Source organism: Pseudomonas sp. GCM10022186, assembly GCF_042656385.1.
Lineage (GTDB): Bacteria > Pseudomonadota > Gammaproteobacteria > Pseudomonadales > Pseudomonadaceae > Metapseudomonas.
Map to the genome: position 1 here is coordinate 108744 of NZ_JBHSOU010000078.1, position 19615 is coordinate 128358.

The following is a 19615-nucleotide window of genomic DNA, read 5'->3' on the forward strand; positions in this document are numbered from 1 at the left end:
CCGGGCGGCCTGGTGGGGTCAGGCGCGGGGCCGATCAGGGAGCCGGGCGGGCGTCGGAGGTCCAGATCCCTTGACGCCGCCCTGCGCCATCAGGGGCGGTGCAGGACGATACCCAAGGGGGAAAGATCGAGGTGCTGCGCCACGGCCGCGGGCGTGGCCGCAGCCAGGCGCGGCACCCGGCCGAGACAGGGTGCGGGCAGGCGCTCGGCCAGGGTGGCGAGGTTTTCTTCCAGGCGCGAGGTCTGCGGATCGACCACATTGGCCACCCAGCCGGCCAGCAGCAGGCCATCGCGCAGGATAGCCTCGGCGGTCAGCACGGCATGGTTGATGCATCCAAGGCGCACCCCCACCACCAGAATCACCGGCAGGCCGAGGGCGATGGGCAGGTCGGACAGGCTGGCCGCCCCGGCAAGCGGCACGCGCCAGCCGCCAGCGCCTTCCACCAGGCTGAAGTCGGCTTCCTTCGCCAGCACCCGGCGCACCGGCGCGGCCAGGGCTTCGACATCCAGCCGGATGCCCGCCTCGCGCGCCGCCAGGTGTGGGGCGATGGCCGGTGCGAAGGCCAGCGGATTGACCTCGTCATAGGACAGCGGCAGCGAGCATTCCCCCAGCAGCGCCAGGGCATCGCCGTTGCGCAGGCCCTGGGCGGTTTCTTCGCAGCCGGAGGCCACCGGCTTGGCCGCCGCCGTGGACAGGCCTGCCTGGCGCGCCGCGTGCAGCAGGCCGGCGGCAATGGTGGTCTTGCCGATCTCGGTGTCGGTGCCGGTGACGAAGTAGGCCGCGGCCATGTCAGTCTTCCTTCTGCAGTACGCCGTAGACCACCTGGTAGGTGGCCGGCAGCCCCCGGGGTTGGCGGAAGCGTTCGTAGGCGTCCACCAGCGCGAGGATACGCGCCCTGCCGGTGAGGCCGCCGGGGCGACCAGGGTTGAGGTTGTGGGCGCCGAGGGCCTTGAGTTCGTGGGTCAGGGTGCGCAGGTCGGGGTAGTGCAGCACCTCGGGCCGGCTATCCAGCACCAGCGGCGACAGACCGCTGGCGGCGCAGAGGTCCTGATAGTCCTCCAGGCGGCGGAAGCGGTTGACGTGGACGAAGCCATCCACCGCGTGCCAGCTGTCGCGCAGTTCCTGCAGGGTGCCGACGCACAGGCTGCTGAAGGCGAAGATACCGCCCGGCTGCAGTACGCGGCGGGCTTCGGCGAGAACCGCGGCGAAGTCCGAGCACCACTGCACGGCGAGGCTGGAGAAGATCAGCTGTTGCGTGCCGCTGGCCAGGGGCAGGTGTTCGGCATCCCCGGCGACGAAGCGCCTGGCGCCCCCCAGGGGACGGGCATGGCGCAGCATGCCTTCGGCGATATCCAGGGCCAGGCCTTCGCTCTCCGGGAAGCGCTCGGCCAAGGCGCGGGAGAAGTAGCCGGTGCCGCAACCGAGATCGAGCCAGTGATCTGGCGCGAAGCCGTCCGGCAGGCAGCGCAGCAGTTCGTTGCCGACCGCGCGCTGCAGCGCGGCGACGCTGTCGTAACTGTCAGCCGCGCGGGAAAAGGAGGCCGCCACCTGGCGCTTGTCCGGCAGCGGGCCGTCGTCGAAGCGTGGATCAGACATCCTCACCCTCGCGCATGAAAGCGAGGATGGCCGCCGCCACCTCTTCCGGTCGTTCCAGGGGCAGGCCATGGCTGGCGTCCGCGACGACCTGCACCTCCACATCCGGCAGCCAGTTCAACAAGGCATCGGCGGCAGCGGCCGGCACCAGGGCGTCGCGCCCGGCGAACAGGTGCAGCTGCGGCCCGCCGAAGCCCTGCAGCGCGGCGCGGGTATCCAGCACGTCCAGCAGCCGCAGGCCGGCCTCCAGCACCCTGGGCTCGGTGGGGACCTGGGTGACTTGCAGCTGGCGCGCCAGGGTGCGGGCATCCCGCGCGCCCTGGGCCACCAGCATGGTGAAGCGCTTGAGGGTCTGTGCCGGATCGAGCCGGCAGGCTTCATGGAAGGCTGCGAAGATTTCCTGGGACATGGCGCAGGGCCAGTCATCGCGGTCGCGAAAACTCGTGTTGCTGCACAGGCCGACCAGGCCGCGGCAGGCATCGCCACGGCGCGCGGCCAGTTGCGCGGCCAGCATGCCGCCGAGGGACCAGCCGGCGAGCCAGCTGTCCTGGGGCAGGCGGGCGTCCAGCTCGTCGAGCCAGGCGCCGACCTGGTCCAGGGCCGGCAGCGGCGCCACCTCCACCGCCAGGTGCGGTGCGCGGTCCAGCAGGGCTTCGCGCAGGGGTTCGAGGGCGGCGGGACCAATGGCCCAGCCGGGCAACAGGATCAGGCGTTCACGCATCGGCAGCTTCCTCCTTCGCCAGGGTCGCCCAGCATTCGGCGAGGGCGCTCAGCAAGGATTCAAGCTGCTCTTCGCTGTGGGCGGCGGAGAAAGTGACGCGCAGGCGTGCGCTGCCGGCCGGCACGGTGGGCGGACGGATGGCGCCCACCAAAATGCCGCGCTCGCGTAGCAGGGTGGAGAGTTTCAGGGCACGGGCACTGTCACCCACGAGGATCGGCTGGATCGGCGTCGGGCTGTCCATCAGGGTCAGGCCGATCTGGGCCGCGCCTTCGCGGAAGCGCCGGATCAGCTTGCCCAGGTGTTCGCGACGCCAGCTCTCGCGCTGCAACAGCTCCAGGCTCTTCAGGGTGGCGCAGGCCACGGCCGGCGGCTGGCTGGTGGTGTAGATGTAGGGGCGGGCGAACTGGATCAGGGTTTCGATCAGTTCCTCGCTACCGGCGACGAAGGCACCGGCGGTGCCGAAGGCCTTGCCCAGGGTGCCCACGAGTACGGGGACGTCTTCGAGGACCAGGCCGAAATGCTCGACTATGCCGCCGCCATTGGCACCCAGGGGGCCGAAGCCGTGGGCGTCGTCCACCATCACCCAGGCGCCCTTCGCGCGGGCCGCGGCGCAGATGGCGGGCAGCTCGGCCAGGTCGCCATCCATGCTGAACACGCCATCGGTGACCACCAGGGTGTTGCCTTCGGCCTTCTCCAGGCGGCTGGCCAGGCTGGCTGCATCGTTGTGCAGGTAGCGCGAGAAGCGCGCCCCGGAAAGCAGCCCGGCGTCCAGCAGGGAGGCGTGGTTGAGACGGTCCTCCAGCACGGTATCGCCCTTGCCCAGCAGCGCGGTGACCGCGCCCAGGTTGGCCATGTAGCCGGTGGAGAACAACAGGGCACGGGGCCGGCCGGTGAACTCGGCCAGGGCCAGCTCCAGGTCGTGATGCGGGCCGCTGTGGCCGATCACCAGGTGCGAGGCACCGCCACCGGCGCCCCACTTCTCCGCGCCATCGCGCAACGCACGGACCACCTCGGGGTGGTCGGCCAGGCCCAGATAGTCATTGGAACAGAAGGCCAGCATCGGCCGGCCATCCACCACCACCTCGGGGCCCTGGGGGCTCTCCAGCAGCGGACGCTGGCGATAGAGGTTGTCCGCATGGCGGGCGGCAAGGCGGGAGGCGAGATCGAAGGACATAGAAGAGAGCTCGAAGCGGGAAGCTGAAAGCTGGAAGCCGTAGCCGCCCGCTTCAAGCTTCCGGCTTCAGGCTTCCAGCTCGCCGTCGTCAGACGGCGGCGTTATAGAACAGCTGCGAGTCGCGCTGCTCCACCAGAGCCTGCTCGATGGCGGCCTGGTGCACTTCGTCGGCGTGTTCTTCGCGCTCTTCCGGCTTGATGCCGAGGCGGGCGAACAGCTGCATGTCCTTCTCCGCCTGCGGGTTGGCGGTGGTCAGCAGTTTCTCGCCGTAGAAGATCGAGTTGGCGCCAGCCATGAAGGCCAGGGCCTGCATCTGCTCGTTCATCTGCTCGCGGCCGGCGGACAGGCGCACATGGGACTTCGGCATCATGATGCGCGCCACCGCCAGGGTGCGGATGAAGTCGAAGGGATCGACGTCCTGCTCCTCGGCCAGCGGGGTGCCCTTGACCTTCACCAGCATGTTGATCGGCACCGATTCCGGATGCTCCGGCAGGTTGGCCAGCTGGATCAGCAGGCCGGCGCGGTCGTCCACCGACTCGCCCATGCCGAGGATGCCGCCGGAGCAGATCTTCATCCCCGCCTCGCGCACGTAGGCCAGGGTCTGCAGGCGCTCGCTGTAGGTGCGGGTGGTGATGATGTTGCCGTAGAACTCCGGCGAGGTATCCAGGTTGTGGTTGTAGTAATCCAGGCCGGCTTCGGCCAGCGCCTGGGTCTGCTCCTGGGTCAGCTTGCCCAGGGTCATGCAGGTTTCCAGGCCGAGCTTCTTCACGCCTTTGACCATTTCCAGCACGTAGGGCATGTCCTTGGCGGACGGGTGCTTCCAGGCGGCGCCCATGCAGAAGCGGGTGGAACCGATGGCCTTGGCTTCGGCAGCGGCCTCGAGGACCTTCTGCACTTCCATCAGCTTTTCCTTGTCCAGGCCGGTGTTGTAGTGGCCGGACTGCGGGCAGTACTTGCAGTCTTCCGGGCAGGCGCCGGTCTTGATCGACAGCAGGGTGGAAACCTGCACCCGGTTCGGGTCGAAGTGCGCGCGGTGAACGGTCTGGGCCTGGAACAGCAGGTCGTTGAACGGCTGCTCGAAGAGGGCCTTCACCTCGGCGAGGGACCAGTCGTGGCGGGTAGCGATGGATGCGGTTGCACTCATTGAGGTTTCCTTCGACGCTTGTGTGGCGCCTCTTGTCGGGGATGCCCGGACGGGGAATCCGGGAATTCAGGCTTAGGGCATCATATGTGGCGCTGCGACGCTGTCAACCATGATCTCGACACGGGTCGACATCTGCTTATTTATTGATCAATTCAAACGATTAGCCGCAGGGGGCGCCACCACCAATTCCTGGTGCGCGCAGCGCACCCTACGGCCTGCCCGCTTATCGATCGGCAAGTCCTTTGGCCAGGACGGACTCCCCCGCCGGGCGCAACCGCAGCGCGGCTCCATACACACTGGCCGAAACCAGGAAGGTCAGCGGCGCCGAGAACGACTGCAGCACGCCACCGGCCTGCATCAGCAGGAAGCCCAGCAGCACGCCGCAGAACCAGGCAGCCAGCCCTCCGGCATTCAGGCTGGAAGAATCGGTCAGCTGGGACGCACCCTTGCCGAGGATGTGCGCCAACGCCACCCCGACCCAGGCCACGACGAATACGCCCTGCCAGGCCAGCGCCTTGAGCAGCCAGCTGAACACGTCCGCCAGCATCAGGCCGTAGACCACCGCCCCCACCACCAATGCCCAGACCACGCGCGACTGGCGCAAACGCAGCAGGTCGCCGAAGAAGGCCTGCATGTTCACCGTGGCCAGGTAGTAGTTGGCGGTGTTGATGCGGGTCTGGGTCACCCAGACGAACAGCAGGCCCCAGATGCCCATCAGCTGCAGGATCGCCATGACCACCGTGACTTCGCTCAGCTCGCCCTGGCGCGGCATGCTGGCCGCCAGGTAGATGCCGGCGACGCCGTTGAGCAGGAAGGTCACCAGGTAGAAGGGCATGCCGAAGTTCCAGCGGCCGTGGTAGCGGGCGTCCTCCGGCTTGCCGAAGCGGGCGTAGTCGAAGGTGAACATCATCAGCACCCACACGCCCATGTAGGCGGTGAAGCAGTCCCACCAGCCGCTGGCGGAGGGTTCGGCCGGGCCGAAGTCGAGCCACTGCCCCTGGTAGCCGTATTCGCCGATGGACAGCGTCACCGCCGCCAGCAGGCCGAACAGGTAGAACGGCAGCAGCACGCCGTTGAACTTGTCCAGCCAGTTCTGCACGCTGCCGAAGATCAGCGGCACGCTGTAGAGCACCACCAGCAGCGCCGCCAGCGGGTAGGACAGCGAGGGATAGAGGTGGTTGAAGGCCACCGCGATCACCGAGCCCTCGAACACCGCGTAGTAGATGGCGGTGGAGAAGAAGATCAGGGTCGCCAGGGAGGCCCCCAGGCGGCCGAACAGCAGCCGCGAGAACAGCGCCACGGAGAGGCCGGTGCGCACCGCATAGCGGCTGATCACCGCGTTGACCAGGCCATAGCAGACCACCGACAGCAGCATGCCGACGATGGCGTTGCGCGCACCGTAGGCCAGCGCCAGCGAGGCGCCGACCACGATGTAGAACATGGCGCTGCACACGGCCCACCAGGCCATGGTCAGCGACAGCTTGCCCATGCGGGCGTCGAGGGGAACAGGGTGGGTGGACAGGTCGATATCTTGTTCTTGTTTCGACAGGCTTGCCATCTGGGGTTCTCCGTTATGGAGGCTGGTTACCGGCCCCACGGGGCCGCGACGGCCCCGTGGGGGCCGCCGGACTCCGCGATGACCGCGTGGATGGATCAGGCGAGGAAGAAGCGCTGCAGGCGTTCCAGCTGCTGGTTGTACTGGCGCCGCGCGGCCAGCCCTTCCTCCAGGCTGACGGCGACGAAGCGGGCCTTCTGGTTGGGCTGCATCTGCGCCATGCGGTCGAGGTCGGGGCTGATCACCGTGCCGATGGTGGCGTAGCCGCCGCCGGAGACCGCGTCACGGTGCAGGATGATCGGCTCCAGGCCGCCCGGGACCTGGATGGAGCCTATGGGGTAGCAGGCATCGACTATGTTCGACGGGTCGGAGCCGGCGCCGAAGGGCTGCTCGCGGGGCTCGAACTCCAGCGGCGTGCCGCCCTTGAAGCGGTAGCCGGTGCGGTCCGCTTCCGAACCCACGGTCCAGGTGTCGGCGAAGAACTGCTCCAGCGCCCGCGGGGTGAGGCGATGCACATAGAGGCCGGGCACCACGCGCAGGGCCACCTCGCCGCCCACCTCGATCTGCAACGAGCGCGGCAGGGCCAGGCCCTCGCGCCCCTGGCCGGTAGGCTCGCCCAGCGCAACTTCGTCACCCGCGGCCAGACGCCGTCCCTGGAAGCCGCCGATGGCCCCCAGCCCATAGGTGGAGCGGCTGCCGAGCACCTCGGGCACTGCGATGCCGCCATCGATGGCCACATAGCCACGGGCGCCGGCCTTGATGTAGTCGAAGCCCAGGACCTGCCCGGCACGCACGCGGAAGGCCGCGTCCTGGGGCATCTCGGTGCCGTCCAGGCGCGGCGTCATGCGCGCACCGGTGACGGCCACCAGGGCGTCGCGCTGGAACTCCAGTTGCGGGCCCAGCAGCGTGCATTCCAGCACCGCGGCGGTGGCCGCGTTGCCCACCAGCAGGTTGGCGGCACGCAGGGCGAACTGGTCGAGCGCGCCCGAGGGCGGGATACCCAGGTGGTAATAGCCTTCTCGTCCACCATCCTGGACCGAGGTGGCCAGGCCCGGTTTCAGCACCTTAATCATGGAGCACCTCCTGCAGGCGCTGTTTGCAGCCTTGCGGATCCTGGATGAACGCATCCAGGTCGAAGGTGACCGGCCGGATGCGCAGCTGGAAGGTTCCCGCCTCGACCTCGGCCACGGCCTGGTCGTAGGCGGCGCGGTCGATGGGCTTGAACTGCACGATGTCGCCGGAGCGGAAGAACACCATGGAGTCCCGCAGGTAGCCCAGGCGCTGCTCGGGGTCGTAGATCGGCGCCGGGGTCACGCCGAACATCTGGTAGCCGCCGGCGCCACGGACCGAATAGATGCAGCCGAAGCAGCCGCCGTGGCCCAGGGTCAGCTTCGGCGTGTCGGTGCGCGGGCGCAGGTACTTGGGCACCTGCAACTGCTGCTCGCGCTCGACCATCTGGTACATGAAGGGCAGGCCGGCGACGAAACCCACCATGGAGACGAACCAGGGCGAGCCGCTGTGGGCCTCGATGAAGGCCTGCACGTCGGCGTAGCCATTGATGCGCGCGGCGTATTCCAGGTCGGTGGACTCCGGGTCCTGGTGCCGGTCACGGAAGCGCATCAGCGTCTCATGGGTCCAGGGGTCGTTGTAGAGCACCGGGATCTCGATGATGCGGGTCTCCAGGCGACGCTCGGCCGTGGTGCGATCCTCCAGTTGGCGGACCTTCTCCAGCAGCGCCTCGGGGGCGATCGCATCCGGGTTGAAACGCACCTGGAAGGAGGCGTTGGACAGGCAGATGTCGAGCACGCCGGGCAGGTCCTCCTGCTCCAGGGCACGGGTGATGGCCATGCCGCGGAAGAATGCCTCCAGCGACATGGACTCGGAGACTTCGGCGAACAGGTGCTCGTCGCCGCCGAAGCTGTAGCGTATGGAATCAGCGCTCATCTCGGGCCTCCGGGGTAGCGGCCAGCAGCTCGGCCCGCTCGGCGAGCCAGGGTTCCAGGGTGCCGGTGTCGAACTGGCCGTCGCGCACATCGGCATCGGCCAGCAACAGGCGGTGCAGCGGCAGGGTGGTGGCCATGCCGGTCAGGCGCGTTGTCGCCACGGCCGCCTCGGCGCGGGCGAAGGCCTCGGCGCGGTCGCTGCCATGCACCACCAGCTTGGCCAGCAGCGAGTCGTAGTAGGCCGGCACGCGATAGCCCTCGAACAGGTGGCTCTCGACGCGGATGCCCGCACCGCTCGGCCACGCCAGGGACTCCACCAGGCCGGGGCTGGGGAAGAAGTTGCGCGCCGGGTCCTCGGCGTTGATGCGCATCTCCAGTGCCGCGCCCTGCAGGCGGATGTCCGCCTGGCGCAGCGACAGCGGCTCGCCGCCGGCGATGCGCAGCATCCACTGCACCAGGTCGATGCCGGTCACCATCTCGGTCACCGGGTGTTCCACCTGGATACGGGTGTTCATCTCGATGAAGAAGAACTCCCCGCTGACCGCATCGAACAGGTATTCCAGGGTGCCGGCACCGCGATAGCCGATCTGCTGCGCCAGGCGCACGGCGCTGTCGCACAGGGCGGCGCGCTGGGCATCGCTGAGCACCGGGGATGGCGCTTCCTCGAAGACCTTCTGGCGGCGGCGCTGCAGCGAGCACTCGCGCTCGAACAGGTGCACCGCGTGCCGGCCGTCGCCCAGCACCTGCACCTCGATGTGCCGCGCCTGGCGGATGAAGCGTTCCAGGTATACGGCGCCGGAGCCGAAGGCGGCCTGGGCCTCGCGCTGGGCCAGGGGGAATTCCCGGGCCAGCTCCTCGGCATCGTGGGCAATACGGATGCCCCGACCGCCGCCGCCGGCGGAGGCCTTGATCAGCAGCGGGTAGCCGACCTGCCCGGCGCAGGCGAGCGCCGCATCCAGATTCTCCAGTTCGCCGGGAGAGCCCGGAACCACCGGTACGCCGGCGGCCTGGGCGGTACGCCGCGCCTCGGCCTTGTCGCCCATGCGGCGGATGGTGTCGGCATCGGGGCCGACGAAGATCAGGCCGGCGTCCGCCACCGCCTGGGCGAAGGCGGCATTCTCGGAAAGGAAGCCATAGCCCGGGTGAATGGCGTTGGCGCCGCTGTCCAGGGCCGCCTGCAGCAGCGCCTCGGCGTTCAGGTAACTCTTGTCGGCACGGGCCGGGCCTATCACCCGCACCTCGTCGGCCAGGCGTGCCGGCAGGGAGTCGGCGTCCGCCTCGCTGCACGCCGCCACCGTCGGAATGCCCAGGGCCCGGGCCGCGCGGATGATGCGCACGGCGATCTCGCCCCGGTTGGCCACCAGCAGCTTGTGAATGGAACCGCTCATCATCCGCCCCCTCACGCGTCGGTCTGGATAACGGCCAGCAATTGCCCCGGTTCGACCGGGTCGCCATCCTCGGCGTGGAAGGCCAGGACCCGACCGCCCAGGTCGGTGGTCAGCTCGGAAAACTGCTTCATCACCTCCACCAGCCCGATCACCGCGCCGGCGGCGACGACGTCGCCCTCCTTGGCGTAATCAGCGGCCTCGGGGCTCGGCTTGCGGTAGAAGGTGCCGGGAAGCGGCGAAAACACCTGATGTTCAGCCATGTCTGTTCCTCTTGTAGTCATTGTCTGGGCAGGCTTGGGAAGGGGAGAGATCAGCGCGGCGCCCTGATGGCGATTCCCGCGGACTCCAGCCGGGTTCGAGTGTGCTGGACCAGGGCGAGCGCCCCGGGTGTATCGCTGTGGATGCACACGGAATCGAAACGGATCGGGATGTCCTGGCCGTCCACGGTGCGCACCACGCCTTCCTGGCGGGCCCGCAGGACCTTGTCGGCCACCTGCTGCGGGTCCCAGGCGGTGACCCGGCGGATGAACACGATGGAGCCGGAGGCGTCGTACTCGCGGTCGGCATAGAACTCGCGCACCACCGGCTGGCCGAGTTCCTCGGCGATGCGGCAGGTGGCCGAGCCGTCCATGCAGAACAGCAGCAGCTCCGGGTCCAGCTGGCGCAGGGTTTCGACGAACAAGCGGGCGGCCTCCTCGTCGCGAGCCAGGTGCATGTAGAGCGCGCCATGGGGCTTGATGTGCTGCAGCGGCACACCGCGCAGGCGGGCGAACTCACGCAGGGCGCCGAGCTGGTAGAGCATGTCGTTGACCAGTTCCCGGGCCGGCGCGTTGATGTGCCGGCGGCCGAAGCCCACCAGGTCGCGGAAGCCGGGGTGGGCGCCGATACCGACGCCGTGCTGCTGGGCCATCTCGATGGTGCGCAGCATGATGTTGGGGTCGCCGGCGTGGAAGCCGGTGGCGATGTTGGCGCTGCTGATCAGGGGCATGATCTGGGCGTCGACGCCATCGCCAATGGTCCATGGACCGAACCCTTCGCCCATGTCGGAATTGAGGTCGACCTCGGTCATCTCCTGTTTGCCTCTTGTTGTCGGATGTCGATGGGAACGACGTTAAGAGGGGGCGCAGGTATTGGGAAGATTTATTATTCGATAGACTGGTTTCTGAAAAATCGATACCCCTCCAGGCAGGTTCCCCATGGCCTTCACCCTTCGCCAGGTCCGCTATTTCGTCGCCACCGCCGAGGTCGGACAGATCTCCCAGGCCGCCATCCACCTGAGCATTTCCCAGTCGGCGGTCACCAGCGCCATCCAGGAACTGGAGGGCCTGCTGGGGGTGAGCCTGTTCATCCGCTCACCCCAGGGCATGACCCTGACCGACAGCGGCCGGCACTTCCTCAATCACGCCTACTCGATCCTGCGCAGCGTGGAGGACGCGCTGAAGAGCCCGCTGCCGGACACCAGCATCGAGGGCAGCCTGAAGGTGGCCGCCAGCTACACGGTGATGGGCTACTTCCTGCCCTATCACCTGCAGCGCCTGGCCCAGTGGTACCCGGGCATCCGGCTCGACCTGTTCGAGCAGGAGCGCGAAGCCATCGAAAGCGGCCTGCTGGACGGCTCCCTGGACATGGCCGTGGTGCTGACCGCCAACCTGCGCCACCCGGATATCGCCGCCGAGACCCTGTTCAGCTCCGAGCGCCGCCTCTGGCTGCCCAACCGCCACCCGTTGAGCGAGCGTGCCTCGGTGGGCCTGGCGGAGGTGGCCCGCGAGCCCTTCATCCTGCTGACGGTGGACGAGGCGGACCAGACCGCCATGCGCTACTGGGAGTCGACCGACTTCCGGCCCAGTGTGATACTGCGCACCAGTTCGGTGGAGGCCGTGCGCAGCATGGTGGCCAACGGCACCGGCGTAGCCATCCTGTCGGACCTGGTGTACCGCCCCTGGTCGCTGGAAGGGCGGCGCATCGAGACCCTCTCCCTGACCGACGCGGTGCCGCCGATGAGCGTGGGCCTGGCCTGGCGCCGTGACCGGGAATTCAGCGAGCCGATGAAGGCGTTCCGCGAGTACTTCCGGCACTCCTTCCTGGCCCCGCAGCTGAGCAGCCCGCGCCGCTGAACCCGGCCGCCACGCCGCGCTCAAAGCCATCGCCCAATTCTCAAGGAGCCCCAAGCAGTGCGTACCGAAGGATTTTTCGAATGGCTCGGCCGGATCATCGGCAGCGTCATTCGCTTCATCGTTGACCTGCTGTCCGGCGTACTCGACGGCATCGGCCAGGCCATCAACGATTTTCTCAACGGCCTGGCGCGGGCCATCGGCATGGATGTCTCCTTCTTCAGCCTGATCTTCCTGGTCATCGGCCTGGCGCTGCTCTACGGCGGCGTCCGCGCCTTCGTCCGCAAATCCATCGTCGGCGGCCTGGTGCTGACCTTCCTCGGCCTGGTGGTGATGAGCTGGCTGATCGCCTGAGCACCAGCCCCGAATCGAGTCCCAGGGAGGGGACCATGCATCCGCTATTCGCCCAGCTGTGGCCGGCCTGGCTGCGCCACAGGCCCGACTGCCTGCTCTGCCATGCCGCCGGCGGTGACCTGCCCATCTGCCCCGACTGCGAGGCCGACCTGCCCTGGCTGGGCGGGCATTGCGCCATCTGCGCCCTGCCCTTGCCCACCGACGGCCTGCCCTGCGGCGACTGCCTGAAGCGGCCACCGCCCTTCGAACGGGTGGAGGCGCCCTGGCGCTACGCCTTCCCGGTGGACAGCCTGATCACCCGCTTCAAGCACCAGGGGCGCTGGCCTCTCGGTCGGCTATTGGGGGAACTGCTCGCCCGCCACCTCGAGCACGCCTTCGCCGAAGGCCTGCCGCGCCCCGCCGCCCTGCTGCCGGTACCCCTGGCCGCACCGAGACTGCGCCAGCGCGGTTTCAACCAGGCGCAGATGCTGGCCCGCTGGCTGGGCGACGAACTGCGGCTCCCGCTGCGCAGCGACTGGCTGCTGCGCATCGAGGACGGCCCGCCCCAGCAGGGCCTGGATGCCGCCGCCCGGCGCCGCAACCTGCGCCGCGCCTTCGCCCTGCACCAAAGGGCCGAGGTGCGCGGCTTGCACCTGGCGCTGGTGGACGACGTGCTGACCACGGGCACCACTGCCCATTTCCTCGCCCGCCTGCTGAAACGCGCCGGCGCGGCGCGGGTGGACGTCTACTGCCTGGCGCGCACACCCCGTCCCGGCGACGCCTGAAGGCTTGACGCAGCGCAGCGCCGGGCGCAGCCTGCGCGCCAGAACCCCAGACGAACCCGCGCCCCATGAGCCTGACCAGCGCCCTCACCCAGCAACTCACCCGCCGCCCGCAGCGCCTGGCGCTGCTGGAGCAGATCGCCGTGCAAGGCTCCATCACCCGCGCGGCCAAGGCCGCGGGCCTGAGCTACAAGGCCGCCTGGGATGCCATCGACGAGCTGAACAACCTCGCCGAGCGGCCCCTGGTGGAGCGCTCGGTGGGCGGCAAGGGCGGCGGCGGCGCGCGGCTGACCGCCGAGGGCGAGCGGCTGCTGGCGCTGTACAAGCGCCTGGAAAGCCTGCAGGCGCGGCTACTGGAGAGCTCCGAGAGCGAACAGGACCTGGAGCTGCTGGGCCGCCTGATGCTGCGCACCAGCGCGCGCAACCAGCTGAGCGGCCGGGTGCTCGGCATCGAGGCGCGGGGCCGCAACGACCTGGTGAGCGTCGAGCTGGTGGGCGGCGCACGGCTCGATGCGCAGATCACCCACGACAGCACCGAAAAGCTGGAACTGGCGCCCGGACGCAGCGTCGTGGCGCTGATCAAGGCCGGCTGGCTACGCCTGCAGCCGCTCGCCGAGCCGGCCGACGAAGCGCTGAACCAACTGCAGGGACGGATCGAGGAAATCCTCGACGCCACCGACGGTCCCAGCGAGGTGCGCATCGCCCTCGCCAGTGGCCAGATGCTTTGCGCCCTGGTCGAGCCCGAGCGCCTGGCGCAGCTCGGCCTCAAGGCCGGCGACAAGGTCCGCGCACAGTTCGCCCCCGGTCAGGTGTTGCTCGGCACCGCACTCTGACAGGCGTCAATGGTCGAGCGAGCTAGAGAAGAGCAAGGCGAGAATGGCTGAGGGCGCGGAGTTTACGAGCTGTAAATGAGCCCCCGAAGCCATTGTCAGCGCAGCTATTCCGACGCGCAGCCGACCATTGGGGATAGACTGGGCGCCTGACTGCCGGAGCCGCCCATGTCCCACCCCTTCGATGACCTCACCCCCGACCTGGTACTGGACGCCGTGGAAAGCCTCGGCTTTCTCAGCGATGCGCGGATACTCGCCCTCAACAGCTACGAGAACCGCGTCTACCAGGTGGGCATCGAGGGCGCCGAGCCGCTGATCGCCAAGTTCTACCGCCCCCTGCGCTGGAGCGACGCGGCCATACGCGAGGAGCACACTTTCAGCGCCGAACTGGCCGACTGCGAAGTCCCCGTGGTAGCCCCCCTGTCGCAGGGCGGGGAAAGCCTGTTCGAGCATGGCGGCTTCCGCTTCGCCCTCTTCCCCCGTCGTGGCGGCCGCGCACCGGAGCCGGGCAACATGGACCAGCTCTACCGCCTCGGCCAACTGCTCGGCCGCCTGCATGCGGTGGGCGCCGCCCGGCCTTTCGCACACCGCGAAACCCTGGCGGTGGACAATTTCGGCCATCAGTCGCTGGCCACCCTGCTGGAGGGCGACTTCATTCCGCGCAGCCTCCTGCCCGCCTACGAGTCGGTTGCCCGCGACCTGCTCAGGCGCCTGGACCAGCTGTTCGCCGAGGTGCGCTACCAGCCGATCCGCCTGCACGGCGACTGCCACCCCGGCAACCTGCTGTGCCGCGACGACATCTTCCATGTGGTGGACCTGGACGATTGCCGCATGGGGCCGGCAGTGCAGGACCTGTGGATGATGCTCGCCGGCCCGCGCCAGGAACGCCTCGGCCAGCTCGCCGAACTGGTGGACGGCTACCAGGAATTCCACGACTTCGACCCTCGCGAGCTGCCGCTGGTCGAGGGGCTGCGCAGCCTGCGCCTGATGCACCACAGCGCCTGGATCGCCCGGCGCTGGGACGACCCGGCCTTCCCCATGCACTTTTCCTGGTTCGGCAGCGAACGCTACTGGGGCGACCAGATCCTCACCCTGCGCGAACAACTGGCGGCACTGGACGAGGAGCCGTTGCGATTGTTCTAGACCGGGGAGCATCAACCTGTAGGGGCGAATTCATTCGCCAAGGGCAGCGCAGCTGCCCCTGGGAAGCCTCGCAGGGCGGACCTGCGGCCCGCTTGGCGATTGAAATCGCCCCTACAAGGGAATGCCATGTCCCGGAAGCAAGCCGTCGTAAAGAACCCCTTACGCCTTTCACTTGCACAGCCTTGCGGAAAAAACCTGAGCACACAGACAAGCCCCGGCGGCGCCAACTAGAATGTCGCACCACTCGTTAGCTGCCTAAGCAAGGACATTCCATGGCCACCGCCGACCCGCGCCGCGGGTACATCCTGGGGCTCACCGCCTACATCATCTGGGGACTCTTTCCGCTCTACTTCAAAGCCATCCAGAGCGTTCCCGCCCTGGAAATCATCGTTCACCGCGCCCTCTGGTCCGCCCTCTTCGGCGCGCTCCTGCTGCTGGTCTGGAAGCACCCCGGCTGGCTGCGGGAGCTGCGCGACAATCCCCGGCGCTTTGGCATCCTGGCCGCCAGCGGCATGCTGATCGCCAGCAACTGGCTGATCTACGTCTGGGCGGTGAACAACGGACGCATGCTGGAGGCCAGCCTCGGTTACTACATCAACCCGCTGGTGAACGTGTTGCTGGGAATGCTGCTCCTCGGCGAGCGCCTGCGCCGCCTGCAGTGGATCGCCGTGCTGCTGGCGGCCATAGGCGTGGCCCAGCAGATCTGGCAGGTGGGTGCGCTGCCCTGGGTGTCCCTGGCGCTGGCGCTGACCTTCGGCTTCTACGGACTGATCCGCAAGCAGGCCCCGGTGAAGGCCCTGCCCGGCCTGGTAGTGGAAACCTGGCTGCTGCTGCCGCTGGCCATCGGCTGGCTGCTGCTCACCCCGACCGCGGCCTCCGCCCAGGCGAGCTTCTGGAGCAGCCCCGAGGCCCTCTGGCTGATGGCCGCCGGCCCCATCACCCTGGTGCCCCTGGTGTCCTTCAACGCCGCGGCGCGCCATCTGCCCTACACCACCCTGGGCTTCCTCCAGTACATCGCGCCGACCCTGGTGATGCTGCAGGCGATCTTCCTCTTCGGCGAACACTTCGACCCGAGCAAGCTGCTGGCCTTCTCCTTCATCTGGGCGGGCCTGGCCATCTACAGCGTCGACGCCTGGCTCACCCTGCGGCGCAACGCCTGAACCCCACCCCCGCGGTGGATCGATGAAGCGCGATCCACCCTACAAAGGCCGGAACCCGGCGTAGGGTGGAAATCCGCGTGGCGGATTTCCACCGTCGGGAGCCACGCACTGGCCCCTCATTTCTCCTGGTGCAGGTTCAGCTCCACCATGAGTTCATCGGCCAGGGATTCCAGCTTTGCCTGCAACACGTCCAGCGACAGGGTAAGCGGCACCGCCAGCACAGCCTCGGCGTGGAACAGCGGCTCGCTGCTCATGGGCGCCGGCATCACCTCGGTGACCAGGCTTTCCAGGTTGACCCCCAGCTCCGCCAGAAGACGGGTGATATCACGGACGATCCCCGGCCGGTCGTTGCCCACCAGATCCAGCAGGATCGGCTTCCAGGTGCAGGCCGGCTCGATGCCGCTCTGCGCCAGCATCACGCGGATGCCATGGGCGCTCAGCTCCTGCAGTCCCTCCACCAGTTCGTCATAGCCCTCGGCCGGCACCGCCACCCGCAGTATCCCGGCGAACTGCCCGGCCATGCGCGACATGCGGCTTTCCAGCCAGTTGCCGCCATGGGCGGCGATGCACTGTGCGACGCGTTCCACCAGCCCGGGCTGGTCCGCCGCTATGACCGTCAATACCAGATGATCCACGCTCGACTCCTCATGTTGGCAAACGATGCCTAACTCTTGGAGTCTGTTCACGATCGCAGCCGACCGTGAAAAGACTCTCAGGCCAGGCTCAGCCAGTAGGTATAGAACACTTCGTCCCGCTTGTAGCCCAGCCGCTCATAGAGCGCCTGGCCGGCCAGGTTGGTCTTCGCGGTTTCCAGCTGGATGCCGCAGGCGCCACTGCGTTCGGCATGGGCGCGGGCGGCGTTCATCAGCGCCCCCCCCACGCCCCGGCGCCGGACGGCGGGCACTACATAAAGATCGCTCAACAACCAGGCCGGTGCCAGCGCCAGCGACGAGAGAAAGGGATAGAGCTGGGTGAATCCAACGGCCGTGCCGGCGGTGTCGCGGGCGATGAAGAGCGTCGAATCGCCCCGCGCCAGGCGTTGCTCGAGGAACCCGCGGACTTCGGCCAGTGGCCGGGGCACCTGGTAGAACTCCAGGTAGCCGCAAAACAGCGGTGCGAGATCATCGAGATCGGCAGCAGTGACGGCGTGTACGGACATGGCGGGCTCCAGAGCGGGCTGCGGGGAGTATAGGAAAGCCCCGGAGAACCGCCGCAAAGCCCACTGCGACGGCCTGTCGCAGTTCCTCTGAAAAATAAATCGTGTACATTTTTCAGATTTAACTGGAACAATACGCCAGTTTTTTGAGAACATTCTGCCCGCCGTTGTGACCGTAAACCAGCTTTTAGTCGCATAGCGACGCGACCCCACTGATTTTCACGACGGCTTCATGTAGTATGCCGCGCTTCGGACTACAAGAAGGGAAACCCCCGGTCCGAGCGGATATTGAGCAGAGTGAGGCAAGCAATGACTGAGCGCGTTCAAGTCGGTGGCCTTCAGGTCGCCAGAGTCCTGTTCGACTTCGTGAACAACGAAGCCATCCCTGGAACCGGCATTGCGGCCGAGAAGTTCTGGGCCGGTGTGGAAGCCGTCATCAACGACCTGGCTCCGAAGAACAAAGCCCTCCTCGCCAAACGCGATGAACTGCAGGCCAAGATCGACGCCTGGCATCAGGCGCGTGCCGGCCAGGCTCACGATGCCGTGGCCTACAAGGCGTTCCTCCAGGAGATCGGCTACCTGCTGCCGGAACCGGCCGACTTCCAGGCCACCACCCAGAATGTCGACGAAGAAATCGCCACCATGGCCGGCCCGCAGCTGGTGGTGCCGGTGATGAACGCGCGCTTCGCCCTGAACGCCGCCAACGCCCGCTGGGGCTCGCTCTACGACGCGCTGTATGGCACCGACGCCATCAGCGAAGAAGGTGGCGCCGAGAAGGGCAAGGGCTACAACAAGGTTCGCGGTGACAAGGTGATCGCCTTCGCCCGCGCCTTCCTCGACGACGCCGCGCCCCTGGAAAACGCCTCCCACGTCGACGCCACCGCCTACGCGGTGAAGAACGGCCAACTGGCCGTGACCCTGAAGAACGGCAGCGAAGCCGGCCTGAAGAACGCCGCCCAGTTCATCGCCTTCCAGGGCGATGCCGCTGCGCCTTCCGCCGTGCTGCTGAAGAACAACGGCCTGCACTTCGAAATCCAGATCGACCCGCAGAGCCCCATCGGCCAGACCGACGCCGCCGGCGTCAAGGACGTGCTGATGGAATCCGCCCTGACCACCATCATGGACTGCGAAGACTCAGTAGCCGCCGTCGATGCCGACGACAAGGTCGTGGTCTACCGCAACTGGCTGGGCCTGATGAAGGGCGACCTGGCCGAGGAAGTCAGCAAGGGCGGCCAGACCTTCACCCGCACCATGAACCCGGACCGCGTCTACACCAGGGCCGACGGTTCGGAACTGACCCTGCACGGCCGTTCCCTGCTGTTCGTGCGTAACGTCGGCCACCTGATGACCAACCCGGCCATCCTCGATGCCGCCGGCAACGAAGTACCGGAAGGCATCCAGGACGGCCTGTTCACCGGCCTGATCGCCCTGCACAACCTCAAGGGCAACACCAGCCGCAAGAACACCCGCACCGGCTCGATGTACATCGTCAAGCCGAAGATGCACGGTCCCGAAGAAGTGGCCTTCGCCACCGAAATCTTCGGCCGCGTCGAAGACGTCCTGGGCCTTGCGCGCAACACCCTGAAGGTCGGCATCATGGACGAGGAGCGCCGCACCACCGTCAACCTCAAGGCCTGCATCAAGGCCGCCGCCGAGCGCGTGGTGTTCATCAACACCGGCTTCCTCGACCGCACCGGTGACGAGATCCACACCTCCATGGAAGCCGGCGCCATGGTGCGCAAGGGCGCCATGAAGACCGAGAAGTGGATCGGTTCCTACGAGAACAACAACGTCGACGTCGGCCTGGCCACCGGCCTGCAGGGCAAGGCGCAGATCGGCAAGGGCATGTGGGCCATGCCGGACCTGATGGCCGCCATGCTCGAGCAGAAGATCGGCCACCCCATGGCCGGCGCCAACACCGCCTGGGTACCCTCGCCCACCGCCGCCACCCTGCATGCACTGCACTACCACAAGGTCGACGTGTTCGCCCGCCAGGCCGAACTGGCCAAGCGCGCCCCGGCGTCCGTGGACGACATCCTGACCATCCCGCTGGCGCCGAACACCAACTGGACCGCCGAAGAAATCCAGAACGAACTGGACAACAACGCCCAGGGCATCCTCGGCTACGTGGTGCGCTGGATCGACCAGGGCGTCGGCTGCTCCAAGGTGCCGGACATCAACGACGTCGGCCTGATGGAGGACCGCGCCACCCTGCGTATCTCCAGCCAGCTGCTGGCCAACTGGCTGCGCCACGGCGTAGTCACCCGCGAGCAGATCGTCGAGAGCCTGGAGCGCATGGCCGCGGTGGTCGACCGGCAGAACGCCAACGACCCGCTGTACCGCCCGATGGCGCCGAACTTCGAAGGCAACGTGGCCTTCCAGGCCGCGCTGGAACTGGTGGTGGAAGGCACCAGGCAGCCCAACGGCTACACCGAGCCGGTCCTGCACCGTCGTCGCCGCGAGTTCAAGGCGAAAAACGGTCTGTAAGACCTACCCATGAAAAACCGCCCTTCGGGGCGGTTTTTTCATGCCTGCGAAAAAGGGGGGCGAGCGCGGGGCGTTACTCATGCATACAAAAATTG

General features: G+C 67.7%; 20 protein-coding genes. 7 read left to right on the top strand and 13 right to left on the bottom strand.

What is annotated here, in order from left to right:
* Window positions 1–89: 89 nt before the first annotated feature.
* From bioD to ACFPU0_RS29225, 11 genes are all read right to left on the bottom strand, one after another.
* Window positions 90–788: a dethiobiotin synthase gene (gene bioD, locus ACFPU0_RS29175; protein ID WP_377696782.1), complete on the bottom strand. Its 699-nt coding sequence runs from the start codon at window positions 786–788 to the stop codon at window positions 90–92.
* Window position 789: 1 nt separating this feature from the next.
* Window positions 790–1596 carry a malonyl-ACP O-methyltransferase BioC gene (gene bioC / locus ACFPU0_RS29180; RefSeq protein WP_377696783.1) on the bottom strand — a complete coding sequence of 269 codons (807 nt, stop codon included), beginning with the start codon at window positions 1594–1596 and terminating at the stop codon, window positions 790–792.
* Window positions 1589–2314 carry an alpha/beta fold hydrolase gene (locus tag ACFPU0_RS29185; RefSeq protein ID WP_377696784.1) on the bottom strand — a complete coding sequence of 242 codons (726 nt, stop codon included), beginning with the start codon at window positions 2312–2314 and terminating at the stop codon, window positions 1589–1591. The genes bioC and ACFPU0_RS29185 overlap by 8 nt, the downstream gene beginning before the upstream one ends.
* On the bottom strand, window positions 2307–3488 hold the full coding sequence (gene bioF / locus ACFPU0_RS29190) for an 8-amino-7-oxononanoate synthase (protein ID WP_377696785.1): 1182 nt from the start codon (window positions 3486–3488) through the stop codon (window positions 2307–2309). The genes ACFPU0_RS29185 and bioF overlap by 8 nt, the downstream gene beginning before the upstream one ends.
* 88 nt (window positions 3489–3576) lie before the next feature.
* Window positions 3577–4632, bottom strand: coding sequence for a biotin synthase BioB (bioB, locus tag ACFPU0_RS29195; protein ID WP_377696786.1), 1056 nt, complete (start codon window positions 4630–4632; stop codon window positions 3577–3579).
* 223 nt (window positions 4633–4855) lie between these two features.
* On the bottom strand, window positions 4856–6190 hold the full coding sequence (locus tag ACFPU0_RS29200; protein WP_377696787.1) for a purine-cytosine permease family protein: 1335 nt from the start codon (window positions 6188–6190) through the stop codon (window positions 4856–4858).
* Between the two features lie 95 nt (window positions 6191–6285).
* Complete coding sequence (locus tag ACFPU0_RS29205; RefSeq protein WP_377696788.1) at window positions 6286–7260, bottom strand: biotin-dependent carboxyltransferase family protein; 975 nt, start codon at window positions 7258–7260, stop codon at window positions 6286–6288.
* Window positions 7253–8131, bottom strand: a complete 879-nt coding sequence (locus ACFPU0_RS29210; RefSeq protein ID WP_377696789.1) for a 5-oxoprolinase subunit B family protein — start codon at window positions 8129–8131, stop codon at window positions 7253–7255. The genes ACFPU0_RS29205 and ACFPU0_RS29210 overlap by 8 nt, the downstream gene beginning before the upstream one ends.
* The gene (locus ACFPU0_RS29215) at window positions 8121–9518 is read right to left on the bottom strand and encodes an acetyl-CoA carboxylase biotin carboxylase subunit (protein ID WP_377696790.1); all 1398 of its coding nucleotides are present in this window, start codon (window positions 9516–9518) and stop codon (window positions 8121–8123) included. The genes ACFPU0_RS29210 and ACFPU0_RS29215 overlap by 11 nt, the downstream gene beginning before the upstream one ends.
* A gap of 11 nt (window positions 9519–9529) precedes the next feature.
* The gene (locus ACFPU0_RS29220) at window positions 9530–9778 is read right to left on the bottom strand and encodes an acetyl-CoA carboxylase (RefSeq protein ID WP_377696791.1); all 249 of its coding nucleotides are present in this window, start codon (window positions 9776–9778) and stop codon (window positions 9530–9532) included.
* A 50-nt stretch (window positions 9779–9828) separates the two neighbouring features.
* Window positions 9829–10587 (bottom strand): 5-oxoprolinase subunit PxpA, encoded by a 759-nt coding sequence (locus ACFPU0_RS29225; RefSeq protein ID WP_377696792.1) that lies wholly within the window; start codon window positions 10585–10587, stop codon window positions 9829–9831.
* 127 nt (window positions 10588–10714) lie between these two features.
* Between ACFPU0_RS29225 and ACFPU0_RS29230 the strand changes: the two genes are divergently transcribed.
* From ACFPU0_RS29230 to rarD, 6 genes are all read left to right on the top strand, one after another.
* Window positions 10715–11632 (top strand): LysR family transcriptional regulator, encoded by a 918-nt coding sequence (locus ACFPU0_RS29230; protein ID WP_377696793.1) that lies wholly within the window; start codon window positions 10715–10717, stop codon window positions 11630–11632.
* 57 nt (window positions 11633–11689) lie between these two features.
* Window positions 11690–11983: a hypothetical protein gene (locus ACFPU0_RS29235; protein ID WP_377696794.1), complete on the top strand. Its 294-nt coding sequence runs from the start codon at window positions 11690–11692 to the stop codon at window positions 11981–11983.
* 35 nt (window positions 11984–12018) lie between these two features.
* A complete protein-coding gene (locus ACFPU0_RS29240) occupies window positions 12019–12747 on the top strand; it encodes a ComF family protein (protein WP_377696795.1) in 729 nt (242 codons plus the stop codon).
* 65 nt (window positions 12748–12812) lie between these two features.
* Window positions 12813–13577 carry a TOBE domain-containing protein gene (locus ACFPU0_RS29245; RefSeq protein ID WP_377696796.1) on the top strand — a complete coding sequence of 255 codons (765 nt, stop codon included), beginning with the start codon at window positions 12813–12815 and terminating at the stop codon, window positions 13575–13577.
* A 165-nt stretch (window positions 13578–13742) separates the two neighbouring features.
* Entirely contained in the window at window positions 13743–14717 is a 975-nt protein-coding gene (locus ACFPU0_RS29250) for a serine/threonine protein kinase (protein WP_377696797.1), read from the top strand.
* Window positions 14718–14989: 272 nt separating this feature from the next.
* Window positions 14990–15877: an EamA family transporter RarD gene (gene rarD, locus ACFPU0_RS29255; protein ID WP_377696798.1), complete on the top strand. Its 888-nt coding sequence runs from the start codon at window positions 14990–14992 to the stop codon at window positions 15875–15877.
* Window positions 15878–15993: 116 nt separating this feature from the next.
* On the opposite strand, the gene ACFPU0_RS29260 is transcribed toward rarD, so the two are convergent.
* Together ACFPU0_RS29260 and ACFPU0_RS29265 are read right to left on the bottom strand one after the other, a co-directional pair.
* Entirely contained in the window at window positions 15994–16512 is a 519-nt protein-coding gene (locus tag ACFPU0_RS29260; protein WP_377696799.1) for a glycine cleavage system protein R, read from the bottom strand.
* Window positions 16513–16589: 77 nt separating this feature from the next.
* Window positions 16590–17036 (bottom strand): GNAT family N-acetyltransferase, encoded by a 447-nt coding sequence (locus ACFPU0_RS29265; protein ID WP_377696800.1) that lies wholly within the window; start codon window positions 17034–17036, stop codon window positions 16590–16592.
* Between the two features lie 306 nt (window positions 17037–17342).
* Here ACFPU0_RS29265 and ACFPU0_RS29270 point away from each other — a divergent pair, with 306 nt between their 5' ends.
* Window positions 17343–19520, top strand: coding sequence for a malate synthase G (locus tag ACFPU0_RS29270; RefSeq protein WP_377696801.1), 2178 nt, complete (start codon window positions 17343–17345; stop codon window positions 19518–19520).
* Window positions 19521–19615: the final 95 nt, after the last annotated feature.